Source organism: Vibrio sonorensis (assembly GCF_001854765.1).
Lineage (GTDB): Bacteria > Pseudomonadota > Gammaproteobacteria > Enterobacterales > Vibrionaceae > Vibrio > Vibrio sonorensis.
In genome coordinates this window covers 76,546-95,103 of sequence record NZ_LJJE01000035.1, presented here as the reverse complement: position 1 = coordinate 95,103, position 18,558 = coordinate 76,546, and the positions used below count along the sequence as shown (strand labels likewise).

14 protein-coding genes and 3 pseudogenes are annotated in these 18,558 nt (G+C 45.7%); 9 read left to right on the top strand and 8 right to left on the bottom strand.

The window, feature by feature from the left end; genetic code table 11:
• Positions 1–298 precede the first annotated feature (298 nt).
• Positions 299–1,515 (bottom strand): annotated as a pseudogene (gene mlc, locus BLO31_RS06435) (sugar metabolism global transcriptional regulator Mlc).
• Between the two features lie 277 nt (positions 1,516–1,792).
• On the opposite strand from mlc, the gene pyk reads away from it, so the two are divergent.
• Positions 1,793–3,235, top strand: coding sequence for a pyruvate kinase (gene pyk / locus BLO31_RS06430; protein ID WP_070963674.1), 1,443 nt, complete (start codon positions 1,793–1,795; stop codon positions 3,233–3,235).
• Between the two features lie 47 nt (positions 3,236–3,282).
• Here the strand turns inward: pyk and topA are convergent, their stop codons facing one another.
• Positions 3,283–5,913, bottom strand: coding sequence for a type I DNA topoisomerase (gene topA / locus BLO31_RS06425; RefSeq protein ID WP_070963671.1), 2,631 nt, complete (start codon positions 5,911–5,913; stop codon positions 3,283–3,285).
• Between the two features lie 373 nt (positions 5,914–6,286).
• On the opposite strand from topA, the gene BLO31_RS06420 reads away from it, so the two are divergent.
• Entirely contained in the window at positions 6,287–6,538 is a 252-nt protein-coding gene (locus BLO31_RS06420; RefSeq protein ID WP_070963668.1) for a YciN family protein, read from the top strand.
• Between the two features lie 117 nt (positions 6,539–6,655).
• Here the strand turns inward: BLO31_RS06420 and aroA are convergent, their stop codons facing one another.
• Both aroA and BLO31_RS06410 read right to left on the bottom strand, forming a co-directional pair.
• A complete protein-coding gene (aroA, locus tag BLO31_RS06415) occupies positions 6,656–7,936 on the bottom strand; it encodes a 3-phosphoshikimate 1-carboxyvinyltransferase (protein WP_070963666.1) in 1,281 nt (426 codons plus the stop codon).
• 111 nt (positions 7,937–8,047) lie between these two features.
• The gene (locus tag BLO31_RS06410; RefSeq protein WP_070963663.1) at positions 8,048–8,509 is read right to left on the bottom strand and encodes an outer membrane lipoprotein; all 462 of its coding nucleotides are present in this window, start codon (positions 8,507–8,509) and stop codon (positions 8,048–8,050) included.
• Between the two features lie 17 nt (positions 8,510–8,526).
• Between BLO31_RS06410 and aat the strand changes: the two genes are divergently transcribed.
• The 3 genes and pseudogenes from aat to infA all read left to right on the top strand — a co-directional run bounded on the left by aat (position 8,527) and on the right by infA (position 10,241).
• Entirely contained in the window at positions 8,527–9,246 is a 720-nt protein-coding gene (gene aat, locus BLO31_RS06405) for a leucyl/phenylalanyl-tRNA--protein transferase (RefSeq protein ID WP_070963661.1), read from the top strand.
• Positions 9,246–9,943, top strand: a pseudogene (locus BLO31_RS06400) (arginyltransferase). The gene aat and the pseudogene BLO31_RS06400 overlap by 1 nt, the downstream one beginning before the upstream one ends.
• A gap of 79 nt (positions 9,944–10,022) precedes the next feature.
• Positions 10,023–10,241, top strand: coding sequence for a translation initiation factor IF-1 (gene infA, locus BLO31_RS06395; protein WP_001040192.1), 219 nt, complete (start codon positions 10,023–10,025; stop codon positions 10,239–10,241).
• Between the two features lie 75 nt (positions 10,242–10,316).
• Here infA and BLO31_RS06390 read toward each other — a convergent pair whose 3' ends face one another.
• Together BLO31_RS06390 and cysS are read right to left on the bottom strand one after the other, a co-directional pair.
• Positions 10,317–10,895 (bottom strand): thymidine kinase, encoded by a 579-nt coding sequence (locus BLO31_RS06390; protein ID WP_070963658.1) that lies wholly within the window; start codon positions 10,893–10,895, stop codon positions 10,317–10,319.
• Between the two features lie 59 nt (positions 10,896–10,954).
• Complete coding sequence (gene cysS, locus BLO31_RS06385) at positions 10,955–12,337, bottom strand: cysteine--tRNA ligase (RefSeq protein ID WP_070963656.1); 1,383 nt, start codon at positions 12,335–12,337, stop codon at positions 10,955–10,957.
• Positions 12,338–12,585: 248 nt separating this feature from the next.
• Between cysS and BLO31_RS06380 the strand changes: the two genes are divergently transcribed.
• From BLO31_RS06380 to BLO31_RS06365, 4 genes are all read left to right on the top strand, one after another.
• The gene (locus tag BLO31_RS06380; protein ID WP_070963653.1) at positions 12,586–13,080 is read left to right on the top strand and encodes a peptidylprolyl isomerase; all 495 of its coding nucleotides are present in this window, start codon (positions 12,586–12,588) and stop codon (positions 13,078–13,080) included.
• 37 nt (positions 13,081–13,117) lie between these two features.
• The gene (gene lpxH, locus BLO31_RS06375) at positions 13,118–13,846 is read left to right on the top strand and encodes a UDP-2,3-diacylglucosamine diphosphatase (protein ID WP_070963651.1); all 729 of its coding nucleotides are present in this window, start codon (positions 13,118–13,120) and stop codon (positions 13,844–13,846) included.
• A gap of 83 nt (positions 13,847–13,929) precedes the next feature.
• Positions 13,930–15,144: an EAL and HDOD domain-containing protein gene (locus BLO31_RS06370; protein ID WP_070963649.1), complete on the top strand. Its 1,215-nt coding sequence runs from the start codon at positions 13,930–13,932 to the stop codon at positions 15,142–15,144.
• A 64-nt stretch (positions 15,145–15,208) separates the two neighbouring features.
• Entirely contained in the window at positions 15,209–15,721 is a 513-nt protein-coding gene (locus BLO31_RS06365) for a YchJ family protein (RefSeq protein ID WP_070963647.1), read from the top strand.
• 43 nt (positions 15,722–15,764) lie between these two features.
• Here the strand turns inward: BLO31_RS06365 and serS are convergent, their stop codons facing one another.
• Both serS and BLO31_RS06355 read right to left on the bottom strand, forming a co-directional pair.
• The gene (gene serS, locus BLO31_RS06360) at positions 15,765–17,072 is read right to left on the bottom strand and encodes a serine--tRNA ligase (protein ID WP_070963645.1); all 1,308 of its coding nucleotides are present in this window, start codon (positions 17,070–17,072) and stop codon (positions 15,765–15,767) included.
• Positions 17,073–17,208: 136 nt separating this feature from the next.
• Positions 17,209–18,557 (bottom strand): annotated as a pseudogene (locus tag BLO31_RS06355) (replication-associated recombination protein A).
• Between the last annotated feature and the right edge of the window lies 1 nt (position 18,558).

Sequence of the window (18,558 nt, the reverse complement as noted above, 5' to 3'; positions counted from 1 at the left end):
GGCAACCATTGACTTCGTCTTAGTGAATCTCAACCGTATCAATACATCATCAAGAATTCAGTTAGTTAGCCTAACAGCATCAAGATATTAATTGACCTACCATTCACCACAAAAAAAACAACAGATTGCTCACATGATCAATAACCTAACATACCAGCAGGTTATGCAAACGTCATTCAGTAAATAGGATCTATCCAACCTATTTCAAATTCACAGCACAAAAAATGAAAAACCCGTACAACCATAAGGTTATACGGGCCACTTGTAAAAACAAACAGTTAAGCGAATTGAATAAATGTTAACCTTCAATCACTTTCATTAATAATAACCCATCGTATAAGGCTTGTTTAACAAGGGCAGCACCCGGCATTGTTGCTTGCTTATAAAACCGCGATTCAACCAACTCTAAATCTTTGTGGTAGACGGGTAAGCTCTGCTCTTCGATACATTTTTGTACCGCTGGATAAAGCACATTCTTAGCTTGGTTAATCACGCCGCCAATCAACACCTTTTCTGGGTTAAACAAGTTGATCACAATCGCAATTGCGGAACCTAAATATTTTCCTAATCTCTCAATCACATCTACCGCCAACGGATCGCCATTGGCCGCCGCTTCACAGATGTCTTCGATTGAAATCTCTTCTTTCTCGGACAGGCTTGATGCTTCTCCCGATTGAATACGCTTTCTAACTTGCTCGCGAATGGCTTGGGAACTAGCAACGGTTTCTAAACATCCCCTATTCCCACAGTGGCAAGGGTCACCTGTTGTATCAATCTGAATATGGCCAAGTTCACCAATGTTGCCGTGACGACCTTGCAGAACACGACCATCCACAACAATACCAGCCCCCAAACCGTGGTGGATCGAGATCAGTACTGAGTTTTCGTTTTCTTGAGAGTGACCAAACAATTTTTCGGCCAAAGCCCAAGCACGAGTGTCATTAGCGATAAATACAGGCAAGCCAGTCGCTTTGTAAATTTCTGGGCCAAGAGCAAGATTCTCAACGTTGTAATGGGGCATTTGTAGCACCACACCTTGCTCTGAGTTGACTAAACCCGGCAAGGTAATCGCAATACTAGTAACCCTGTCGAGTTGGTCGGAATAAGTTTGAAAGAACTCGTCGATTTCGTGCAGTAGCCTTGCCAACACATCATCTTGGTCGATTTCGTGAATATCGATTTTGGTATCGATAAGCACATCGCCACCCAACTCATGTAGGGCGATGGTCAAGTACCCACGGCCTAAACGCATAGACAAAAACTGCCAACCTTCGTTATTTACTTGTAGGCCAACTGCCGGTCTACCACGACTTGTCGCTTCTTGTACTGTCGTTTCGTGAATGAGGTGGGCCTCGATTAACTCTCGGGTGATTTTAGTAATACTGGCGGGCGCAGCTCACTTTGTTTAGAGAGATCGATACGTGAAATAGGGCCTTTTTGGTCTATCAATTTATATACACGGCCAGCATTGACCTGCTTAATATGATCAATATGACCTGGTTGCGCCATGTACATAGAGTGCTCCGAAATTCAACGACGACTAATTTTTTTACTTTGCGAAGTAATTGTGAAGGCCTTTGATAAATCGCCGTGACAAGAATCACGGTTAAACATAGATGTTTGTGTTTGTAGTCATATTACGAAGGATTTCCTCCATCTATAACGTTGTTTTTTTGCGCAATCAAATATCTTCTGCTACTCGGTTTTTTCTTTCGTTATTAAAACGTTCCAACCACTGCATTCTCGTTTAACTCGCGTATACTTTACTCAATGCGATACCAAGGAGAGCAGCATGACCTCTATTCAGAGAAGAACAAAAATTGTTACTACACTCGGGCCTTCGACCGACCCAGAGGGAATATTAGAATCGATCATTAAGGCCGGCGCGAATGTCGTTCGTATGAACTTTTCTCACGGCACACCTGAAGATCACAAGCAAAGAGCCAATCGAGTTCGCAACATTGCAGCGACCCTAGGAACACATATTGCGATACTTGGGGATTTACAGGGCCCCAAAATTCGAGTTTCCACCTTCAAAGAAGGTAAAGTCACCCTTAACGAAGGGGATGCTTTTACTTTAGATAGCGAACTTCCCGCAGGCCAAGGGGACAACAAAGCCGTGGGTTTGGACTACAAAGAACTCCCTCAAGATGTCTCAGCCGGTGATACTCTTCTTCTCGACGATGGACGCGTTCAACTAAGAGTAACAGGCGTGAGTGGTAGCCAAGTTCACACGACTGTTACGATTGGCGGTGCCCTGTCAAACAACAAAGGGATAAACAAAAAGGGTGGCGGCTTGTCGGCAGACGCACTTACTGAAAAAGACAAGCGCGATATTTTATTGGCCGCAGAACTTAAGGTTGACTATCTCGCGGTTTCTTTCCCGCGCAATGGCGAAGATATGAAGTACGCGAGACGTTTAGCTCGCGATGCTGGGCTAGAGGCTAAGCTAGTCGCCAAGGTAGAGCGCGCAGAGACCGTTGCGACAGAAGAGAACATCGACGATATCATCTATGCCTCTGACGCGGTTATGGTCGCTCGTGGTGACCTAGGAGTCGAAATTGGAGACCCCGAACTCGTCGGTGTACAAAAGCAGCTTATTCGCCGCGCTAGAAGCTTAAACCGAACCGTTATCACCGCAACACAAATGATGGAGTCAATGATGGAAAACCCGATGCCGACACGGGCAGAAGTCATGGACGTTGCCAATGCGGTATTAGACGGCACTGATGCCGTTATGCTATCTGGTGAAACGGCGGCTGGGAAATACCCTCTGGAGACCGTTCGTTCAATGGCCGATGTGTGTGTGGGCGCGGAAAAGATGGCATCGATCAACCGTTCAAGCTATCGAATGGACCACGTGTTTGAAACCGCAGAAGAGACCATAGCCATGTCGACCATGTTTGCGGCTAACCACATGCGCGGAGTGAAAGGTATCATCACTTTAACAGAATCGGGCCGCACCGCTCTTATGATGTCTCGCTTGAGTTCTGGTCTTCCCATCTTTGCGTTATCGAGAAATGAATCAACCTTGAATCGAATCGCTCTGTATCGCGGCGTATTTCCCGTCTACTTCGATTCTAATGGCGATGCGGGGTTATCCACTGCCAAAGCTGCAGTTGAAGCGCTAAAACAGAAAGGTTTGCTCGACAGTGGCGATCTGGTCATAACGACCCAAGGCGACGTAATGGATGTCGTTGGTTCAACCAACTGCATGCGTATTCTATCTGCGTAGATCAGTCTATAGAAAAGAGAAAAGCCAGTCTCGCGACTGGCTTTTTGCTATTTTGCTTTTGGCTTTTTGCGTTTGTCGGTAATTTCCCATTTACCGTCAATGTACAGACCAGTCCAACCAGAAGGCTTGCCATCAATTTCTGAACGTACGTAGTTCTCTTTCGATTTGCGACTAAAGCGAACAACCGTTGGTCTTCCATCTGGGTCGTGGGTTGGCGCATCTGCCAAATAATGGAACTTAGGCGATATGCGATCTTTGAATCGAGCTAACTCTTCTACAAGTGGAGCGCGCGTTTCACGAGATTTCGGGAACGTGCTAGCCGCCAAGAACAGTCCTGATGCACCATCGCGCAATACGAAGTAGGCTTCTGAGTTTTCACAAGCAAGCTCTGGAAGGTGAACCGGATCTTCTTTTGGTGGCGCAACCTCGCCATTTTTGAGGATCTTGCGAGTATTGGTACAGCTCTCATCTGTACATGCCATGTATTTACCAAAACGACCGTTTTTCAACACCATGTCAGAGCCGCACTTGTCACACTCAACAACAGGGCCATCATAGCCTTTTAACTTAAACTCGCCTTTTTCAACGATATAGCCTTCACAATTAGGGTTGTTACCACATACGTGAAGTTTGCGCTTTTCGTCAATTAGATAAGCGTCCATTGCCGTTTCACAAATCGGACAACGCTTTTTAGCACGAAGAGCAGCAGTTTCAACATCTTCTTCAAGAACGTTGATGATGCCCTCTTCATCGCCGAGGTTAATAGTGGTTTTACAACGCTCTTTTGGTGGTAAAGCGTAACCCGTACAACCTAAGAAAACACCGGTAGAAGCGGTTCTAATCCCCATCGGACGACCACAAGTTGGACACTCGATATCAGTCACTACGATATGATTTGGCTTCATACCGCCGTGCTCTTCATCTTGCTCCGCTTTTTCTAGATCACCAGTAAAGTCAGAGAAGAAGTTATCGAGTACTTTCTTCCAATTCGCTTCGCCATCAGCGATCTGGTCAAGCTTCTCTTCCATACGCGCGGTGAAATCAAAGTTCATCAGATCGATAAAACTTTCATCCAATCGGTCGGTAACGATTTCACCCATTTTTTCTGCATAGAATCGACGCTGATCGACTTTTACATAACCGCGATCTTGAATCGTTGAAATGATAGAAGCGTAGGTTGAAGGACGACCAATACCACGTTTTTCCAGTTCTTTAACCAACGCGGCTTCGGTAAAGCGCGCAGGTGGCTTAGTAAAGTGCTGCTTAGGGTCTAGGGCTACAAGCTCGACCGTATCTCCTACCTGCACGGCTGGGAGAATTTGATCTTCGTTTTTACCCAGTGGACGTTGAACACGAGTCCAACCATCAAACTTAAGGATGCGACCTTTCGCTTTTAGCGTATATTCATCGGCTTTAACACTGACGGTGGTCGAATCGTATTTTGCTGGTGTCATTTGACAAGCAACAAACTGATTCCAAATAAGTGCATACAGCTTATGAGCATCAGCTTCCATACCTTGTAGGTCGTCTGCTTTGACACTCACGTCAGAAGGGCGAATCGCTTCGTGCGCCTCTTGAGCTCCCTCTTTGCTGCCGTATTTGTTTGGTTTTGCTGGGAGATACGCATCGCCAAAATCACTAACGATCATGTCGCGAACAGCGTCAACGGCCTCCGCACTCAAGTTCGTTGAGTCAGTACGCATATAAGTGATATAGCCCGCCTCGTATAGGCGTTGAGCTAGCATCATGGTTTTCTTAACGCCGTAGCCCAGTCGCGTACTCGCCGCTTGCTGAAGCGTCGAAGTTATAAATGGTGCCGAAGGCTTACTGCTCGTTGGGCGGTCTTCGCGCTTACACACTTCATAGCGCGCCGCATTGAGCACAGATACCGCCGCTTCTGCTTCTGTCTGATTAGTAGGCTTAAACGCTACGCCATCTTTCTGCGCAACTAGCAGGCGAAAATCATTTTTGTCCTGAGTTTTTGTATCCGCATGGATATCCCAAAACTCTTCAGGAATAAACGCCTTGATTTGACGCTCGCGCTCTACCAGTAGTTTGACCGCAACCGATTGAACACGACCTGCTGAAAGCCCACGAGCCACCTTTTTCCAAAGCAGTGGGGACACCATAAAGCCAACAACACGGTCCATAAAGCGACGTGCTTGCTGGGCGTTTACGCCATCCATGCTCAGCTCGCCCGGTTTTTCGAAAGCCTGCTGAATCGCATTTTTGGTGATCTCGTTAAATACAACGCGTTTATATCGCTCCTCATCGCCACCGATGATCTCACGAAGGTGCCAAGCGATAGCCTCTCCCTCGCGATCCAAATCGGTTGCTAGGTAGACGCTATCCGCGTCTTTTGCGAGCTTTTGTAGCTCCGCCACGACTTTTTCTTTGCCGGGCAGAACTTGATAATTTGCTTCCCAACCGTCGTAAGGGTCAATGCCCATCTTTTTGATCAGTGCTTTGCGGTCTTTCTCTTTTTTAATTCGCGCTTTTTCTTCTGCACTTAATCCCTTAGTGGATACGGCGGCGGCTTTTTGCCCTGTACTTTGACCTGCAGTAGGCAGATCACGCACATGGCCTACGCTGGACTTAACAATAAAGTCTTTGCCCAGATATTTATTGATGGTCTTCGCTTTCGCTGGAGACTCGACAATAACGAGTGACTTACCCATAGTTGACTCAAATGCCCTTTATCATTGTTGCGATTTTATCGAACAACATACTTCAAATATTGCTTCTTTTTTTACTATTGAGCGAGAATCGAAGAAGATCAATATCTTTTTTTAAAATAAAATCTGACTGGTCGACAAATCATCGCCTGCCAGTGATTGCCCAAACATTCTCAAGGAATAGGATTTTTTCGTTTTTTGCTCTCGTGAAAACTTGGGACTGCCAAAGAGGCCACATACTATATGTGACCTTTCTTCGACCAAAAGAGCATAGAACAAATTTAAGCCGCGGATCACAAAACACGAGCAGAATATGTGATTGAAATTTCTCATTTCACAAATACAATCGATGCAGTTTAAAGAAAAGAGAACCGTTATGAGCGACAAAAAAACCATCTCAACTTTCGATCTGCTGCTAATTGCCAATCAGATTATCCAAGAGCACGATGACTACATTGAAGGCATGCGCGCTGATTCAGTCGAGGAAAAAGAAGGCGTATTAGTTTTTAAAGGCAACTACTTTCTAGACGACAATGGATTGCCTACTACCAACACAACCGCGGTTTTTAACATGTTTAAGTATCTGGCCCATCACCTATCAAAAGAATTTACCCTGCAAGGTGAGTAACCCTGGCGCCTTCGCATCCGTCACGACAAACCCCACTCTAGTTTAGGGGTTTATCTATCTTACGTTTTCCCATTAAAAAAGCTTGCCGATGGCAAGCTTTTATTTTTGAGCGAATACCTACTGACTCAGTGACTTAAGCTTGTCAAAATAGTCAGGGAAGGTCTTTGAAGTACAGCCTGGATCATTGATAGTAACCGGCGTATCGCTCAGTGCAACCAAAGAGAAACACATAGCCATACGGTGATCGTCGTAAGTGTCGATTGCAGCATGGGTTAACGTCTCTGGTGGGGTAACAATAATATAGTCTTCACCCTCTTCTACCTCAGCCCCAACTTTGCGTAGCTCAGTCGCCATCGCTGACAGCCTGTCGGTCTCTTTTACTCGCCAGTTGTACACGTTTCTGATCGCAGTAGTACCCTTGGCAAAAAGTGCGGTGGTCGCAATTGTCATCGCAGCATCAGGAATGTGGTTGAAGTCCATATCAACAGCGGTAAGCTCACCCGCTCTTGCCGTTACATAGTCATCACCCCACTCGATTTCCGCACCCATTTTTTCCAGTGCATCCGCAAACTGAACATCGCCTTGGATGCTCTTTTTACCAATTCCCGTCACTTTAATTTCTCCGCCTTTGATCGCTGCGGCGGCTAAAAAGTACGATGCCGATGAAGCATCACCTTCAACCAAAAAGTCACCCGGAGACTGGTAAGATTGTCCCGCTTGAATAACAAAGCGTTGATAGTTTTGGTTCTCTACTTCCACACCAAACTGCTGCATGATGTGCAACGTAATATCGATATAAGGTTTAGAAACCAAATCACCAACGATATTAATCGTGACGTCACTTTCGGCCAAAGGCGCAGACATCAAAAATGCAGTTAAAAACTGACTGGAAATTGAACCATCAATGGAAACCTCACCGCCTTTAAGGCCAGTGCCCTGAATTTTAAGTGGCGGGTAGTTTTCATTTTCTAAATAACTCACTTCAGCTCCCGCTTGGCGCAGAGCTTCAACCAAATGACCAATTGGGCGTTCCTTCATTCGGGGTTCGCCAGTCAGTACGTACTGACCTTCACCAAGGCACAGAGCCGCAGCCAAAGGTCGCATTGCAGTACCCGCATTGCCCAAAAATAACTCTGCCGATTCTTGCACAGAGAATGGACGGCCTAAACCTTCCACTTCGCAAACAGTTTTATCGTCGGAAAGGCGATAGTTTACGCCGAGTTTGGTCAATGCATTCAACATATGACGAATGTCATCACTGTCGAGAAGATTAGTTAGACGAGTCGTGCCCTTTGCCAGTGCCGCTAGGAGCAATGCACGGTTAGATACACTTTTTGAGCCAGGTAAATTTACCTGACCAGAGACTTTAGAAATAGGTTGTAACGTAAGGCTTTCCATTAAAGTTGATAGTCCTTGATCCACTGCCGTCACTACGGGCAGCGTCAATAATTCTTCGTACCAGCAGACTATCGAAATTCGCTCTTCAACACCACCCTAAATTGAGCTTTATCACAAAGTTTTGTCCACGCGCACCCCATCATCAAAATAGAGGATTCGCACCGAATCTTGTCTTTTAAATAGCATAGTGTTATCCATATCTTGTATGACATTGATCAGTTCGTCTTTTTCTGTTCGAATTAGCAGCTCAACTAACTGATATTCAACGCGGTAATCCCTTTCTGAACTCGACTTTGCTATCCCCGCTCCTATGATCGCTCCCGAAGCCGTTGCTACTTGCTTACCACTTCCTCCGCCAAACTGATGGCCTATTAATCCGCCAACCACGGCCCCTAGAAAAGTGTGCCAACCATTGTGTTCTGAACGGATCACTTCTTCCTGGGTGATGTAGCGCACCGCTTCTACTTGGCCAAATACGACCTGGTTCACTGGACGTGCCTGATTGCGTTGATACGCGGCATTGGCAAAGAGAGGAAAAATCAATAAGATCACTACCCATAATTTCTTTTGCATACTGTGCTCTCCTGTATATGGCTATTTATTTGACCGAGTTAACTCAAGATAAAGACTGGTTCCCCTCACCTTTCGAAGCACTGGACGATCCAAACGGTCTTCTCGCCTTTGGCGGTGATTTAAGCCCAGAAAGAGTTCTCGCCGCCTATCATCGAGGCATCTTTCCGTGGTTTAGCGCCAATGAACCTATTCTTTGGTGGAGCCCTGCTCCCCGCGCTGTCTTTGATCCTAAGACATTCAAACCCGCTAAAAGTGTGAAAAAATTTCAGCGAAAAGCCCAGTACCGAGTCTCAATCAATCGCGCGACAAACCAAGTGATAGAACTTTGTGCTTCAACGCGAAGCGCTGAAGAGACGTGGATCCTTCCCAGCATGATTGACGCTTATCAGAAGCTTGCTCGTATGGGACATTGTCACTCAGTGGAAGTATGGCAAGAGAATGAGCTTGTTGGGGGATTGTACGGCATAAACGTTGGAGGCTTGTTTTGCGGTGAATCCATGTTCAGCCTAAAAACCAACGCCTCTAAAATTGCTCTATGGTATTTCAGCCATCACTTCTCCCAATGTGGCGGTCAGTTAATTGACTGCCAGATCATGAATGATCACCTTGCCTCTCTCGGGGCTTTTTCTATGGAAAGAGAAGACTTTCTCAAATCCCTGCTATCCTTAAAGAACAAAACGATAAATGAAAAGTGCTTTATATCTCAATGGTTAAGCAGCCCAGTTAAAGAAATATGATGAGCTCCGATTTACAACAGATTAGAATTGGCCTTACTGACAGCCATAGCTGTAGCTATTTGCCAGAGCGAAAGGAACGCGTTGCCGTTGCGCTTGATGCAACCATGCACTGCGGTTCCAGCTATGAAGTATTACTCGCCAATGGGTTTCGTCGAAGCGGAGACACCATCTATAAGCCCCACTGCGACTCTTGTAGTGCTTGCCAAGCCATTCGCATATCTATCCCCGACTTTCTTCCCAGCAAAAGTCAGAAAAGGCTGCTGGGTAAGTCTCAAGGTCTGAGATGGGAATTAAGAGAACAATTGGACTCGACATGGTTTGATCTCTATTCGAGATACATTGAAGAAAGGCATTCAACGGGGACTATGTACCCTCCCAGAAAAAAAGAATTTTACCAATTTTCTCAATGTGGCTGGTTAAATACCCAATATTTACACGTTTACGATGGCGACAAACTCATCGCCATTGCCGTGACAGACATCATGTCCAATAGTGCGAGCGCCTTCTACACTTTTTTTGACCCCATGTACCAATTTCACTGGGTACGCTGGGGATTTTATACCAAATAGAATTGTGCAAAACCCAAGGAAAACAATGGCTTTACCTTGGTTATCAAATTGATGAATGCCCAGCCATGAACTACAAAGTGCGCTTTCAGCGTTATCAAAGGCTAGTAAATCAAACTTGGCAAGGGTAGAATACGCCCCAACTTTACACAATTCGGTTTTGACGGCACTGTTCGACCGTTGAAACATCCATTTTAGAAAGAGGATTAAATGGCTAAAGAAGACGTAATTGAGATGCAAGGAACGGTCCTTGATACTCTACCAAACACCATGTTTCGTGTTGAGCTAGAAAACGGTCACGTAGTAACAGCTCACATCTCAGGCAAAATGCGTAAGAACTACATCCGTATTCTTACTGGTGACAAAGTAACTGTAGAGATGACTCCATACGACCTATCAAAAGGCCGCATCGTCTTCCGTGCTCGTTAATCTCTGATTTTCGAATACAACAAAAAACGGAGCACATGCTCCGTTTTTTGCGTCTATTGAAGCGCAGGTAAACCTCTATTTACCCAGAGCCTCTTTATAGTGCTGTCGGCAAACCGAAACGTAACGCTCGTTACCACCAATAGCAACCTGATCCCCTTCCTTGATTGCGTTGCCGTGCTCATCGGTTCGAATCACCATGTTCGCCTTACGACCGCAATGGCAAATCGTCTTTAGCTCAATCAGCTTGTCTGCCCACGCCAATAAGTACTGACTTCCTTCAAACAGTTCACCTTGAAAGTCGGAGCGCAAGCCGTAGCAAAGCACTGGGATGTTTAACTTATCTACGACCTCAGTCAGTTGATAAACCTGTTGCTTAGAGAGAAACTGGCACTCATCCACTAAGATGCAGTGACGCTTCTCAACGTCGTTTAGGGCCGTTATCTCTTTGAACAAATCAGTATCAGACCCAAACAATTGAGCCTCAGATTGAAGGCCAATTCGCGAACTTACCTTACCCACTCCATAGCGATTATCTAGCGCTGCGGTAAAGATAAGTGGGTTCATACCTCGTTCTTGGTAATTAAAGGATGATTGTAAAAGTGTGGTGGATTTACCCGCGTTCATCGCAGAGTAATAGAAGTACATCTGTGCCACTGAAATTGCCTTAAAAAGAGAAAAAGAGAAAGGGCTGCAAGCAGCCCTTTAAACAAATATTACTTACGACGCCAAGTGGTCCCTTCTGGACCATCTTCTAACACTATACCCATTTCATTAAGCTTATCGCGCGCCATATCAGCGTTAGCCCAATCTTTTGCCGCACGGCTGTCATTGCGCAATTTAATCAAAGCTTCGATTTCCGCAACTTCGTCATCGTTTCCACTGTCGCCTTTTAGGAAAGCTTCTGGTTCTTGGTAGAGAATACCGATAACGTCTGCTAGCTCGCGCATTACCGAACCTAGTGCACTCGCCTTTTCAAGGTCTTCGCCTTTGATTCGGTTTACTTCACGGGCAAGGTCAAACAGCACTGAGTAGGCTTCAGGTGTATTGAAGTCGTCGTTCATTGCAGCCGTAAAGCGAGAAATATACTCTTCTCCACCAGCAGCGGGAATCGTTAAGTCAAGACCTCGCAGTGAGGTGTATAGACGCTCTAGCGAAGCGCGTGCTTGATTCAAGTTTTCTTCGCTGTAGTTTAGCTGGCTGCGGTAGTGACCAGACATAAGGAAGTAACGTACCGTCTCTGCGTCATAGTGTCCTAACACGTCGCGAATAGTAAAGAAGTTGCCCAAGGATTTAGACATCTTCTCTCTGTCCACCATCACCATGCCACTGTGCATCCAAGTATTGACGTACTGGGTGTCATGAGCACAGCAAGACTGAGCAATTTCATTTTCGTGGTGAGGGAACTGAAGATCTGAACCGCCACCGTGAATGTCAAAGTGATTGCCAAGAATTGACGAGTTCATCGCTGAACATTCGATGTGCCAACCCGGACGACCTGGTCCCCAAGGCGATTCCCACGTCGGCTCTCCTGGTTTAGACATTTTCCAAAGCACAAAATCCAAAGGACTGCGTTTTGCCGTTTCAATGTCGACTCTCGCACCCGCTTGAAGTTGGTCGAGGTCTTGCTTAGACAGCTTTCCGTAATCGTCAAACTCTGACACTTCAAACATTACGTCACCATTGTCGGCAACATATGCATAGCCCTTTTTAATTAGGCGTTCAACCAGTTCAATAATCTCGGTGATGTATTCTGTCGCTCTTGGCTCAACATCTGGGCGCTTCATATTTAGCGCGTCGAAATCGGCGTGCATTTCGCCAATCAATCGCTCTGTCAACGCGTCACAAGACTCGTTATTTTCCGCTGCGCGCTTGATGATCTTGTCATCAATATCAGTAATGTTGCGAACAAAGGTCAAGTCATAACCCAAGTAGCGCAAGTAGCGCGAAACTACATCAAAAGAAACAAACGTTCTGCCATGACCGATATGACAGAGATCGTAAATGGTCACCCCACAAACATACATACCAACTTTGTTGGCTTCGATTGGTTTGAATTCCTCTTTCTGTTTGGTGAGCGAGTTGTATATTTTTAACATGATCTCTATCTAAATATCAGGTGAAACGAAATGGGGATTGAGTATATCAAGATGCAAGAGCTAAGTAATCCCCGAAGTGGGCATTAAATGTTCAACAAACCCGTTTGCATACCAGCTTAATCAACTTTTCGGATATAAAAGTATAAAAAGTTACGTTAGAATCTAGTGAGTGTTGCGTTTGAAAGACAAAGTTCGTTAAACGCGACAATGACAAATCCAAAACCACAAATACTGTAAAGGAAACAATCATGATCACCCTTCACACAAACTTTGGTGACATCAAGATTCAACTGAATGAAGAGAAAGCACCAGAAACTAGCGCAAACTTCCTACAATACTGCCGCGACGGTTTCTACGACAACACACTCTTCCACCGTGTTATCGATGGTTTCATGATTCAAGGTGGTGGCATGGAGTCAGGTCTACGTGAAAAAGCTACTCGTGCATCTATCAAAAATGAAGCTAACAATGGCCTTAGCAACAAAACTGGTACGCTAGCAATGGCTCGTACAATGGAGCCGCACTCTGCAAGCTCTCAGTTCTTTATCAACGTCAATGACAACACATTCCTAGATTTCCGTTCTGAAAGTCTAGACGGTTGGGGTTACTGCGTTTTTGCTGAAGTTGTTGAAGGCATGGACGTTGTAAACCAAATCAAAGGGGTAAGTACTGGTTCTTACGGCATGCACCAAGACGTACCTCTTGATGAAGTCGTCATCACTGGCACTACCATCGAAGAGTAAGATATGAAGAGCGTGCGAAAGCGCGCTCTATTTTTATATGAGCACACTATTTATATCTGATCTTCACCTAAGCCCTTTCACACCCGATATAAACGACTGTTTTATTCGTTTTATGCGCGAAGAAGCCATTCACGCCGATGCTTTATACGTTCTCGGTGACTTGTTTGACTTTTGGATTGGCGACGACGACAAAAGTACCTTTGCAAAACAAGTGAGAGCAGAATTTAAAACGCTCACCGATCTCGGTATCCCTTGCTACTTTGTCAAAGGCAACAGAGACTTTTTGGTCGGAAAACGCTTCGCTAGAGAAACGGGCATGACACTTCTCGGCGATGAAACCGTTATTGACCTCTACGGTACAAAAACCGTCATCCTCCATGGTGACACTTTGTGCACCCAAGATACTAAGTATCTGGCTTATAGAGAAAAAGTTAACCAACCTTGGCTGCAATGGTTGTTTAACCGACTGCCTATGTTTGTTAAACGCCGCATTGTCAGTAAGGTTCAAGGCGACATCCGTCAAGAAAAGCGAACCAAGTCGTTGGACATTATGGACGTGACACAACAAGAAGTTCACGATGTAATGGATAAGAATGATGTTGCACATATGATACACGGTCATACCCACCGACCTGATATTCATCGCACTAATCACAAAAACAAACATTATACCCGTATAGTTTTAGGGGATTGGTACACTCAAGGTTCAGTTTTAGTCTATGATAAAACAGGGTTTCAATTACAGAATAAACCCCTGCTTAAATAGTCAGACGAAATGATAATTTCCTTTTAAAATCTGTAATTTGTTATTATCATTTTTGTCAATAATAACGGAACAGAAGTAAAGCCTTGAAATATTCCTATATAGCGCGACAACCCATTCTAGATGCGAATAAAAAGACCATCGGCTACGAACTGCTGTTCCGCGATGGTCCAAACAACACGTTTCCAGATATTGATCCGGAGCTGGCCACCAGCCGTCTGCTATATGACCATTTCCTGTCGACTTACTATTCGACCCTAGGCAACTTGTCTGGCTTTGTTAATTTCCCTTACCAAAGCTTGATTAATCGGGTGCCTATGATGTTCCCGAAAGACAATCTAGTGGTAGAGATACTCGAAGATTGTGCACCAACTCCCGAGCTACTTGAAGCGGTTAAAGAGATGACTGCCGCTGGGTACACGGTCGCCCTAGACGATTTTGTTCCCAATGCCGAATGGAAACCTTTTTTACCCTACATTGCGATCATTAAGTTTGATATTCGCATCGTCCCTATTGCAAAAGCGGCGATCCTGATCCGCAAGCTTCGCGGCACAAAAATTCATTTCCTAGCAGAAAAAGTAGAAACCATTGAAGAGTTTGAACATGCTAAGTCGGTCGGTTTTAAATACTTCCAAGGTTACTTTTTCTCAAAACCAGAAATCATTGAGAGAAAAGAACTAGAACCTTCATTTCTGACCTTAGTTCAGCTCTGCAAAGAGATCTCGCGTTCTGAAATCAATTACGAAGAAATTGAGCACCTGATCAGCACGGATGTCACTCTTTCATACAAGCTTCTCAACTTCGTCAACTCTTCAGCTATGGTCTCGACCAAGATTCGTTCCTTTAAACAGGCGTTGGTTTACCTTGGCGATGAGAAGCTACGCAAATTTGTCTCTTTAGTCGCTTTGGCATCGACCCAAGATTCCAAACCAGATTATTTGTATAGCCTGTCGATTCAAAGAGCGCGTTACTGCGAGTTAATCCTCAGCGAGATCGATAAAAAGGCCGACCCAAGTGCTGCTTTTCTCACTGGCATGTTTTCTTTGTTAGACTGCTTATTAGATCAACCTTTAGATGCTTTAGTCGAGGCGATGCCCGTCGACGAAGAAGTCAAACTAGCACTGATGGAAGAAAAAGGGACGCTAGGCCAAATTCTTGCTCTGGCCAAAGCTTACGAACAAGCCGATTGGGATGCCGTCAACACCTTCGAGCGAACACTGAGCATCGACAGCGAACTATCGCGCAACAGCTACGACGAAGCGATAAAGTGGACGGCAGACTTACTTGGTGCAACTGCTTGAGTCATCGAGTTGAGCTTTAAAGAAAACGCGCTTACACTGAGCGCGTTTTTTAATTTCGAGAGCCATTATGTCTGTTTGCCCATGCGGACTGCCGCAACCCTATCAAGTTTGCTGTGAACCTATTCACCTTAACCACGCAAAAGCAACCAAGCCAGAGCAGCTTATGCGTGCCAGATATGCCGCTCATGTATTAGGTTTAGTGGACTTTGTCGTAGACACTTACCACCCGAGTTGCGATGCAGAAAGCCAGCGCGAAGGGATCGCTCAGTCCATTGATAGTCATTGGATAAAGCTCGATGTCCTAAAAGCAGAAAGTGGTAGTCACGCAGACGAAGGTTTCGTCACATTCAGTGCCTATTTTGAGGAAGATAGCACCGAGTATTGCATGACTGAAAAGTCGAGGTTTGTACGAGAATCAGGGCTTTGGTACTACATAGACGGTACGTTTCCTGAGCAGGAACCTGAAAAGCTTGAAATCGACCCGCGTTTATCTGAACCGGTTTCATCGTTAAAAATTGGTCGAAATGACCCATGCCTTTGTGGAAGTGGCAAGAAATACAAAAAATGCTGCGGATAAAAAAAGCCCCGATCAAGTCGGGGCTTATCTATTCAGTCGGTAATTAACCGATGTGCGTGGCGCCATTCATGTACTTTTGCAGCGCAGTTGGAATAGCAATACGGCCATCTGCTTCTTGGTTGTTTTCAAGAATAGCGACCATAGTACGACCAACCGCAAGACCAGAACCGTTCAACGTGTGTACTAACTCAGGTTTCTTCTCGCCTTTGCGACGGAAACGCGCTTGCATGCGACGAGCTTGGAAATCCCACATGTTTGAGCAAGAAGAGATCTCGCGGTAAGTCTCTTGCGCAGGAACCCACACTTCTAAATCGTAAGTTTTACGAGCACCGAATCCCATATCACCGGTACACAACACTACTTTGCGGTAAGGGAGCTCTAAAAGCTGAAGAACTTTCTCAGCATGGCCGGTTAGATCTTCTAGTGCTTGCATTGAGTCTTCTGGCTTAGTGATCTGCACTAGCTCAACTTTGTCGAACTGGTGCATACGGATCAAGCCGCGCGTATCTCGACCATATGAACCCGCTTCTGAACGAAAACACGGTGTGTGAGCCGTCATTTTCAGCGGTAGATCCGCTTCTTCCGAAATGGTATCGCGAACCATGTTAGTCAATGGCACTTCCGCCGTTGGGATCAGAGATAGCTTACGAGGTTCTTCATCGTTCACTTTTTCTGTTAGCGGCTCAGTGTGGAACAAGTCTTCGCCAAACTTAGGTAACTGACCTGTACCAAACAAACTGTCTTGATTAACTAGGTAAGGCACGTACATTTCAGTGTAACCGTGTTCCTCAGTGTGAAGATCCAACATAAACTGAGCGATAGCGCGGTGCAGACGAGCAAACTGGCCTTTCATCACGATAAAGCGCGCACCAGATAGCTTAACTGCACTACCGAAATCTAGACCGTCACCCATCTCGCCTAAGTCAACGTGATCTTTAAGCTCGAAATCGTAAGTCTTAGGCTCACCCCAACGAGAGATTTCAACGTTTTCGCTCTCATCTTTACCTTGAGGAACAGAGTCGTCTGGCAAGTTAGGAACCGATAGCGTTACGTCTTCCAACTTAGCTTGAATTTCTGCTAGCTCAACTTTCTTTGCTTCAAGGTCGCTACCAAGTGTACCGATTTGCTTCTTAATTGCTTCGGCACCCTCTTTATCACCAGCAGCCATTTTCTGGCCAATTTGCTTAGAGATGGAGTTGCGGGAGGATTGTAAATTTTCAACTTCGACCTGAATGGACTTGCGTTGCTCTTCAAGTGTACGGATAGTCTCTACGTCTAGCTTAAAGCCGCGACGCGCCAGTTTTTCAGCTGTTTCATCCAGCTCTGTACGAAGTAATTTAGAATCCAGCATTGTTAACCCTATGCTTTTTAGTGATGAAAAGGCGTCTGCCCTGAGTTTGAGCAGACGCCAAAAATAGATTGAACCCAAGTTAAATCGCGTTTAATCGACGACTTGGATCTACAACGACAAATGTATCCAAAAACGCCTACTTTTCATAGCGCTTTTGTGGGCTTTTTGTATCTAATTCCGCCAAGTAATCTAACTTTTCGCCAATTTTCCCTTCTAAGCCCCGATTTGTTGGAAAATAGTAACGGGTATCTGACATTTCTGGTGGTAAATAGCACTCCCCCGCGGCATAAGCTCCGGGTTCGTCGTGGGCATAGCGATATTCGGCCCCGTAGCCGAGATCTTTCATCAGATTAGTAGGCGCGTTTCGAAGGTGGGGAGGCACTTCGTACTCAGGCAAATTATGGGCATCGCGAAGCGCTTGTTTCCACGCGGTGTAAACCGCATTGCTCTTTGGAGCACAAGCCAAGTAGACCACAGCTTGAGCAATGGCCCTTTCACCCTCGCTGGGCCGACACGATGAAAGCAATCCCACGCGGATAATGCTACCTGCATCGCTCTTGGATCTGCATTGCCAATGTCTTCAGAGGCAATCGCTAGCAGTCGACGAGCGACATAAAGAGGGTCACAACCCGCAGATATCATTCGCGCTGTCCAATACAGAGCTCCGTCAGGGTCAGAACCTCGGATAGATTTGTGCACCGCGGAAATAAGGTCGTACCAAATATCACCTTTGTTATCAAAACGCGATACTTTTTCTCCCGCCACTTCCGCCAGTAGAGGAAGAGTGAGAACCTTCTCACCCTGCTCATTTTCACTCGCCATATCGTAGAGCAGTTCAAGATAGTTTAGCGACATTCTCGCATCACCGTTTACTAACTCAGCTAAGCGCTCTAATACCGGGCCATCGAGGCACACCGCTTGATTGCCAAGTCCCCGCTCTTTGTCGTCTGACGCTTGCTTTAAAGTCAGTAAGATATCGTCACTCGTCAATGACGTGAGCTTGTATACTCTGGCTCTAGACAACAATGCGTTGTTCAGCTCGAACGAAGGGTTTTCCGTAGTCGCACCAATAAACGTCACCGTACCATCTTCGATATGGGGCAAAAACGCGTCTTGCTGCGATTTGTTAAATCGATGGACTTCATCCACAAACAAAATCGTCCGATGACCCGCCATCTGATTCTCTTTGGCTCTTTCAATGGCGGCTCGGATCTCTTTCACCCCAGAAGTCACGGCAGATACTCGTTCAACCTCAGCATTGGCGTAATTGGCCGCCACTTCCGCCAAGGTCGTTTTCCCCGTACCCGGTGGCCCCCAAAGGATCATCGAGTGCAGATGTCCTTCCATTAAGGCTTTTCTTAACGGCTTTCCTTCTCCAACGACGTGTTGCTGACCGATATACTGTTCTAAGTTTTGCGGACGCATCCTCGCCGCGAGAGGGCGAAAATCTTCATCTGACGAAAAATCGAGCGAGTAATTACTCACA

Bases quoted from the DNA above. Each gene is read 5' to 3' on its own strand.
- aroA (WP_070963666.1), bottom strand. From the start codon at position 7,936: ATGGAAAGCCTTACGTTACAACCTATTTCTAAAGTCTCTGGTCAGGTA.
- BLO31_RS06420 (WP_070963668.1), top strand. From the start codon at position 6,287: ATGAGCGACAAAAAAACCATCTCAACTTTCGATCTGCTGCTAATTGCC.
- cysS (WP_070963656.1), bottom strand. From the start codon at position 12,337: ATGTTAAAAATATACAACTCGCTCACCAAACAGAAAGAGGAATTCAAA.
- infA (WP_001040192.1), top strand. From the start codon at position 10,023: ATGGCTAAAGAAGACGTAATTGAGATGCAAGGAACGGTCCTTGATACT.
- BLO31_RS06410 (WP_070963663.1), bottom strand. From the start codon at position 8,509: ATGCAAAAGAAATTATGGGTAGTGATCTTATTGATTTTTCCTCTCTTT.
- pyk (WP_070963674.1), top strand. From the start codon at position 1,793: ATGACCTCTATTCAGAGAAGAACAAAAATTGTTACTACACTCGGGCCT.
- BLO31_RS06380 (WP_070963653.1), top strand. From the start codon at position 12,586: ATGATCACCCTTCACACAAACTTTGGTGACATCAAGATTCAACTGAAT.
- aat (WP_070963661.1), top strand. From the start codon at position 8,527: ATGGCTATTTATTTGACCGAGTTAACTCAAGATAAAGACTGGTTCCCC.
- serS (WP_070963645.1), bottom strand. From the start codon at position 17,072: ATGCTGGATTCTAAATTACTTCGTACAGAGCTGGATGAAACAGCTGAA.
- topA (WP_070963671.1), bottom strand. From the start codon at position 5,913: ATGGGTAAGTCACTCGTTATTGTCGAGTCTCCAGCGAAAGCGAAGACC.
- lpxH (WP_070963651.1), top strand. From the start codon at position 13,118: ATGAGCACACTATTTATATCTGATCTTCACCTAAGCCCTTTCACACCC.